Annotated in this window: 5 protein-coding genes; 1 reads left to right on the top strand and 4 read right to left on the bottom strand. The window is 60.3% G+C overall.

Annotation, left to right across the window (positions count from 1 at the left end; genetic code table 11):
• A partial coding sequence (locus AC1DLB_RS15505) for a methyl-accepting chemotaxis protein (RefSeq protein WP_477785232.1) occupies nt 1-1,744 on the top strand: 1,744 nt, incomplete at its 5' end.
• A gap of 121 nt (nt 1,745-1,865) precedes the next feature.
• Here AC1DLB_RS15505 and AC1DLB_RS15510 read toward each other — a convergent pair.
• From AC1DLB_RS15510 to AC1DLB_RS15525, 4 genes are read right to left on the bottom strand one after another with little or no spacing between them, the layout of a single operon-like run.
• A complete protein-coding gene (locus AC1DLB_RS15510) occupies nt 1,866-2,333 on the bottom strand; it encodes an SRPBCC family protein (protein WP_477785233.1) in 468 nt (155 codons plus the stop codon).
• A 30-nt stretch (nt 2,334-2,363) separates the two neighbouring features.
• Nucleotides 2,364-5,780: an amino acid adenylation domain-containing protein gene (locus tag AC1DLB_RS15515; protein WP_477744680.1), complete on the bottom strand. Its 3,417-nt coding sequence runs from the start codon at nt 5,778-5,780 to the stop codon at nt 2,364-2,366.
• Nucleotides 5,781-5,793: 13 nt separating this feature from the next.
• Nucleotides 5,794-6,723, bottom strand: coding sequence for a diiron oxygenase (locus AC1DLB_RS15520; protein ID WP_018930305.1), 930 nt, complete (start codon nt 6,721-6,723; stop codon nt 5,794-5,796).
• Nucleotides 6,720-7,496, bottom strand: a complete 777-nt coding sequence (locus AC1DLB_RS15525) for a DUF3050 domain-containing protein (protein WP_019582916.1) — start codon at nt 7,494-7,496, stop codon at nt 6,720-6,722. Before AC1DLB_RS15525 ends, AC1DLB_RS15520 begins: the two co-directional genes overlap by 4 nt.
• Nucleotides 7,497-7,557 lie beyond the last annotated feature (61 nt).

Consider the following 7,557-nt stretch of genomic DNA (forward strand, 5'->3'; position numbering starts at 1 on the left):
AGCAGGCGACCTTACTGCCAGCAGCGTGCAGAACTGGATGAGCGGCCGCGTGCTGGTCCTGGAAAACCTCGCGCAGAACGTCGCCCATCAGGGTGCCAATGCTGACTTGCCAGGGTTGGTCGATCAACCGGCCCTCACCTCGAACTTCCAGTTCACCTACGTCGGGCAGGCCAATGGCATGTTCACCCAGCGCCCCGACGCGAAGATGCCAGACGGCTACGATCCGCGTCAGCGCCCCTGGTACAAACAAGCCGTGGTCGCCGACAAGACCATGCTGACCCCGCCTTATATGGCTGCGGTCGGCGGGCTGGTGGTGACCGTTGCCATACCGGTGAAAAAGAACAGCGAACTGCTGGGCGTGGTCGGCGGTGACCTGAGCCTGGAAACCCTGGTGAAAATCATCAACTCGGTGGACTTCGGTGGTATCGGTCACGCATTCCTGGTCAGTGCCGACGGTCAGGTGATCGTCAGTCCGGACAAAGACCAAGTGATGAAGAACCTGAAAGACATCTATCCGGGTTCCAGTGTTCGCATCGAGAAAGGCATCCAGGAAGTCGTACTGAACAAGCAGGACCGCATCCTCTCGTTCACACCGGTGAGCGGTTTGCCGAATGCCGAGTGGTACGTTGGTCTATCGATCGACAAGGCCAAGGCCTATGCACCACTGAGCCAGTTCCGCACCTCGGCGCTGATCGCGATGTTCATCGCTGTGACGGCCATTGCCGTGCTGCTGAGCTTGCTGATCAACGTGCTGATGCGTCCGCTGACCACGATGGGCCGTGCGATGCAGGACATCGCTCAGGGCGAGGGCGACCTGACCCGTCGTCTGGTCGTAGAAAGCAAAGACGAGTTCGGCGAGTTGGGTGGATCCTTCAACCAGTTCGTGGAGCGGATTCACGCATCGATTTGCGAAGTGTCCTCGGCGACCCGCCAGGTTCATGATCTGTCGCAACGGGTGATGGCATCGTCCAACGCTTCTATCATCGGCTCCGACGAACAAAGCGCCCGCACCAACAGCGTGGCCGCGGCGATCAACCAATTGGGCGCCGCCACCCAGGAAATCGCCCGCAATGCCGCTGATGCTTCGCAACACGCCAGCGGCGCGAGCGAGCAGGCCGATGACGGCCGTCAGGTGGTGGAACAAACCATCCAGGCCATGACCGAGCTGTCGCAGAAAATCAGCCTGTCCTGCACGCAGATCGAGACCCTGAACGCGAGCACCGACAACATCGGCCACATTCTGGATGTGATCAAAGGCATCTCCCAGCAGACCAATCTGTTGGCGCTCAACGCGGCCATCGAAGCGGCCCGTGCCGGTGAGGCCGGTCGTGGTTTTGCGGTGGTGGCGGATGAGGTGCGCAACCTGGCTCATCGCACCCAGGAGTCGGCGGAAGAGATCCACAAGATGATCAGCTCGCTGCAGATCGGTTCTCGCGAGGCGGTGACTACGATGAACGCCAGTCAGGTGTCCAGCGAGCAGAGCGTCGAAGTGGCGAACCAGGCCGGCCTGCGACTGGTCAGCGTGACCCAGCGCATCGGCGAAATCGACGGCATGAACCAATCGGTGGCCGCGGCGACCGAAGAGCAGACGGCCGTGGTCGAAACCCTCAACGTCGACGTCAACCAGATCAACCTGCTGAACCAGCAGAGCGTGGCCAACCTCAATGAAACATTGAAGGATTGTGATGCGCTGTCCCAGCAGGCCAATCGTTTGAAGCAACTGGTTGATAGCTTCAAGATCTGATTGAGGTCAGTAGGATCGCGTTATCGTTCTTCGCGTGAAAGCCTCGCTCCTACAAGAGCTAACCTGTAGAAGCGAGGCTTGCCTGCGATAGCGGTAGATCAGTCACCGCTGAACTGAAGCGCTACACAAACAGCTTCACCACATTCCCCATCGCATCATCGGCAAACCCCTGAACGAACTGCTTGAACCCCGGCAGGGCCTCGGCGCCGCCCTGGGCCGGTTCGGCGATGATCGTCCAGGTCGCCCGCGAGTTGTCTGTACCCAGGGATTCCACACTCATCGCCGCCCACAAATTGGCCACGCCCAAGGTGTTGTAGATCGTGGTCCAGGTCATGTTCAGCGCCTGGTCGTTGCGGGAGTTGAGCTGCTCGACCACCAGGTTGCCGTCCTTAAAGAACTTCTTGCGCAGCGACGACACACCTTCGCCGGTCATCTCGATGTGCGACAGCGCCKGAATGAATCGGTCGAAGCCGGCAAAATTGCCGACCACTGCCCAGACTTGCGCCGCGTCGGCCGGTACTTCCACCGAAGACACAACGTGGCAGCCTTGAGGGTTTTTGATCAGGGTATCGGGTTGCAGAGTATTCATGTTTTTTGCTCCGTGCGGGGTTAGGGTGAATCAGATGAAGTTGATTTCTTTGAGGTAGTCGCAGCCGCGTCGCAGCAGCGCCGGGGATTTTTCCGGGTAGTGCGCGCCCATCTGCCGTACACCGGCCTGGGCGTTGTCGTGGCCGATCATCGAGATGTCGCCGATGTCTTCCTCGAAGCCGTTGAGGTAGAAACCCAGCACGCCAAACAGCGCGTTATCACTGTCGACCCGGCCCAATTGCTGCTGCCAGTCGGCGACGCTGACCATCGAGAACTCCCGACCGGCTTCGCGAAAGGAAGCCACGTAGGTGTCCCAGCTCAGGGGTTCGGGGTTGTGCAGGTTGAACACCGCTTTTTCGGCCTGGTAACGGCTGGCATGGAAGGCGATGAAACGGGCGAGAAAATCCACCGGCATCAGGTCGAAATTCAGTGCGAACTCCGGTACCTGACCGAGCTGGATCGAGCCCTTGAGCATCAGCATCAGGCGATTCTTGTGGGGCTGGCAGACGCCGGTGAGGCTGTTGAAGCTGATATTGCCGGGGCGATAAAGATTGACCCGAACCCCACGTTCCCGCGCCCTTTCGAGGATCCGCTCGCCGACCCATTTGGACAGGTTGTAGCCGTTCTTGATGTAGATCGGCGGTGTCTGCGCGGCGGGCAACTCCAGGACCCGGCCATCGTCGGAAATCGTGCTGGACGCCGAGAGCGTCGAGACGAAGTTGAAGATCTTCTTGCTGCGTCCTTCACACAGGCGCAGACACTCGAAAATCGGTTCGACGTTATCCCGCGCCAACGACTCGTAATCGAGGACGTGATTGACGTTGGCGGCGTTGTGCACCAGTGCGCCGAACTCTCGATCCAGCCGTTCGTAAACCGCTTCGCTGAGCCCCAGTTGCGGGCGAGTGATGTCCGCCGCGTAAACCTGCACCCGGCTCAGGTCCAGATGCTCCAGGCGGTTTTCCCGCAACGCATCCGCAAAGCGTTGCGCCGCCGATTGCCCACCGCCATCGCGCACCAGACACGCCACTTCGCTGGCGCCCCAGGCCAGCAGCGCTTCGACGATATGCACACCGACAAAGCTGTTGGCGCCGGTGACGATCACCTTGTGCACATCGCCCATTCGGCTGATCGGCAGCGGCTCGATGTCCAGTTCACGGAAGGCATCGGCCAGGGCTTTTTCACTCAACACTTCCTCGGTCCCGGAGCCGCGCACTAACGTCGCCAGCTTCGCAATCGTCGGCAGTTCGATGAAGCGGTTAATCGAGATACTGCGGCCGAACTCCTCACGCAAACGCAGGAGCATGCGCGACAGCAGGATCGAGTGCCCACCGAGGTTGAAGAAGCTTTCGTCGGTGGAAATGTCGCTGGCGGGCAGCTCCAGCAGCTCAGCCCAGATTTCCAACAACAGCGCTTCATCGGCGCTGGCGGGCAAACACCGTGGGCTGTTGTCGGTCACGTTGACGGGCAATTCCAGCAGTGCTTTGCGGTCGACCTTGCCGTTGCTGGCGAACGGCATGCTTGCCAGTTCGGTCCAGGCGATCGGCTGCATGTAGTCCGGCAAAAATTGCATGGCATGGGCTTTCAAGGCTTCGCGAGCGGCACCGGGTTGCGCTTCCTGGGGTTGCGCGAGAAAGGCCAGAATCCGTCGATGACAATCGATGACCACCGCCACCTGACGGTATAGCTGACTGTCGCGCAGGCAGCGTTCGATCTCTTCCGGCTCGACCCGAAAGCCGCGAATCTTCACCTGATTGTCTCGCCGTCCGCACAGCTCGATACCGTCGGCGGTCCACTTGGCCATGTCGCCGGAGCGGTAGGCGCGCAGGCTCTGGCCGTTCGGCAGGTGCAGGTTCAGATAGCGTTCGGCAGTCTGCTGCGGATTGTTCAGGTAACCCAGGCACACCCCTGGGCCGACGATGTACAACTCACCGACGGTTTGCTCGGTCACCGGTTGCAAATCCTCATCAAGGATCAACACCTGACTGTTGGCAATCGGTGCACCGAGGGTCCGGTTGCTGTCGCCGGTACGCAGTTGCCGCGCGGTGATCAGCACCGTGGCTTCGGTCGGGCCATAGAGGTTGTAGAGATTGCCTTGGCGGGTCAGTTGCTGGACTACGTAGGGTTCGCAGACATCGCCGCCGGTCATCACATGATCGAGGACCTGCAACTGATCCAGCGGCAGGATGCTCAGCAAGGCTGGCGGCAAAAAGGCATGGCTGAGTTGTTGGTGGCGGATCAGCTCGACCAGTTGCAGCGGGTCGCGACGTTGGTCCTCGTTGGGCACGATCAGCTCTGCACCCTGCAGCAGGGTCGGGAAGATATCGATCAATGACGAGTCGAAACTCAACGATGAAAACTGCAACACCCGGCTCTGTTCGGTCAGCTGCACGTAGTCGGCGTACCACGCGGTGAAGTGCGCGAGATTGGCCTGGCTGAGCAGCACGCCTTTGGGGTGACCTGTGGTGCCCGAGGTGTAGAGCGCCATGCATGGCGCGTCGAGATCGGGGCGTTGGCGCATCAAGGGTTGATCGAGGTTCACATCGCCGCTGTCGATACGGCTGATGTCCAGCCCCGGCATCGTCTCGCTGAGTGGATGCTCTCCGTCATGCAGCAACAACACCGCTCCAGCGTTTTCCAGAATGTACTGCTGACGTTGCAGCGGGTGGCTCGGCTCCAGCGGCAGGTACACCGCGCCGCTGCCGAGGATCGCCAGAATCCCCGCATACAACGCACTGCATTTTGGCAGGCAGACTCCGACCACCAGAGGCCCTTGATGCTGATCGAGCAACGGTTGCAATCGCTGTTGGATGGCGCGGCTGTGGGCGTGCAGTTCTCGATAGGTCAGCGACGTGCCGGCGATGTTCAGCGCCGCACGCTCGGCAGACTGAATAAAGCGCTGTTCAAGCCGCTCGATCATCGGGATCTGCCCAAGTTGCAGAAGTCGTGGTTCTGCCGTGTTGTTGAGACGGTGGACGAAGGCCAGGTGCTCTAAAAACAGCAGGTTTTCCACCTGTTCGAAGTGCGCGGAAATCGTCGGCTCGGCCTGCAGGAAATAGTCGGCATCCCGGGAGAAGCGGCTGACCAGCAGCGCCACATGATCGACCAGCTCGGCCACTGCCCGCAGGCGCAATGCCTGGCCGTTGCCGGACAACTCTTCGGCGACCGGCACGCGACTCAGCGGTGTCGAGTTGTACGTGCACAGCAGGTCCAGCGGTGGCAGCCCGCTAGCTCCCGGCACCCCGACACCCACTTGCAGCATCAGGTGCGGCGCATTGCCGAAGTCCCGAAATGGCAGGCTCGCATCGTCGATCAGCAAATCAAATAGGCCTGGCGGTGGTTCTTCCACATTCGCAAGTCGCGCCAGTGAATGACCGTGTTGTTCGAGCTCCAGCGCCAGTTCGGTCAGGGCCTGGCTTTGCCCGATGAGCAAAATATCGAGACGTCTCATGATGTTCTCCTCGTTAAACCAGGTAGTCGCTCAGGGCGCTTTGCACGCACGGTGAATCGAGCAGCGAACTGCTGCGGAAAAACCGCACGATGTTGGCGACCAGCGGGTGATGGCGATTGATCGGGAAGGCCAGCCCCGACATTTCGCTCTTGAGGGCCTGACGTGCTGCGTCGCTGATCTGCAAGGCGTCGATCAGGCGGAAGTCGAAGGACTTCTGGATGTCGTTGGTCAGGTAATGGCCGATGAACACCGGCAGGATGTGCGCGATGCACTGGCGATCGTCTTCGCTTGCGGTGTGCCAGTAGATGCGCACCAACCGCGACCAGAACCCGGAATGACGGCCCTCGTCCAGCAAGTGGTCGGCCATCAGGCCTTTGATCGATTGCTTGACCGTGTCGTCCTTGGCGAACGCCGCCACATCGCCGGTCACGGTGTTCTCGGCGATGGCCACGCAGATCAGTTCCACGGCACTGCGCAGGTGCTCCGGTGCGAGGGCCACGGCCGCCGGGATGGCACGGCTCAGTTCGATTTCATCCGGCAGTTCGATGGGGGTGATGCCGGTCATGGCGACGGTCTGCTGCATGAAGTCCATGGCCACCAGGGCGTGGTAATCCTCGTCCACCACCACGGTCATGGCGTCGTAGCGACAGGCGAACGGGAACGCCACGCTGAAGCGGTTTTTAGCGATGCTGCGGGCGGTCTTGTCGACGATCTCGGTTTCGAAAATCACCACGTCATTGATGAACTTGTAGAGCGTCTGTACCAGGGCGAAATCCCGTTGTTCCGGGCATTCGCGCAGGAAGGTTTCGCTCAGCACCAGCGGCTGGCGGCTCAGCGGATAGATCAGCTTGTCGTCGTTCTCCAGCACACGCCGGGGGCGGGTGCGAATGGTTGCGCGGCTTTCCCAGGCGTCGGCGAAGGATTGGTAGTCGGCGGCGTTCATGCGTTCACCTCGGCAACCGGTTCGCTCATGCTCAGGCGCAAGCCGTCCCACAGCGCGATGCGACTTTCCACGGCGGCGATGGCGCTGGCGTATACRTCTTCTTCGCGCTGCGGATCGCCATTGACCAGGCGTGCGAGGAGTTTTTCCGCCGCCGGGCCGTGGTCTTCGGAGTCGACTTCGATGTGCCGTTCCAGGTAGTAACGGAAGGTCGGCGCCTGTTCGATGCCAATGCCCCAGTCGTCGAGAATCCGCTGGAACATCTGCGGGATGACACTCTCGCGGCCGTGCAGAAACGCCGCCGCCACACTATGCCCCGGCGCATGCAACGCGGTGTGCAAGGTGTGGCGTACGAACTGTGCGGCCGCCGGGTCGACGTCCACGCTTTGCAAGGCCACGTCGTAGCTCACGCCTTCTTTTTGCAACGCCACGAAGCGTTCGACGGCGACCGTGCTTGCACCGACTTCGCGCATCGCATCCAGGTACAACTCGAAATGGCTGTAGTGACCTTGGGCGGGACGATCATCGGACTCTTCACCGAGCACGATCTCGTTGATCAGACGCGCGGCCTGCGGATCTCGTGGCGGTAGCCAGGGCAGCTGAACGCAGGTCAGTTCCTGTTGCAGGCGTTTGGTCAGCGACATGAAATCCCACACTGCGAACACATGGGTTTCCATGAAGCGTTGAAGCACCGATAACGAATGTATTTCAGAAAAGATCGGGTGCGCACTAAGTTCTGCTTTCTTCTGATTAAGACGATCTTTAGTCGGTTTCATGAGCGAGCCTATAAGTGATCTGGAATACCGTTGAGGGGGGTGTTGATCAATAAGTAACGGT

This window comes from Pseudomonas sp. 05N434 (genome assembly GCF_056396965.1).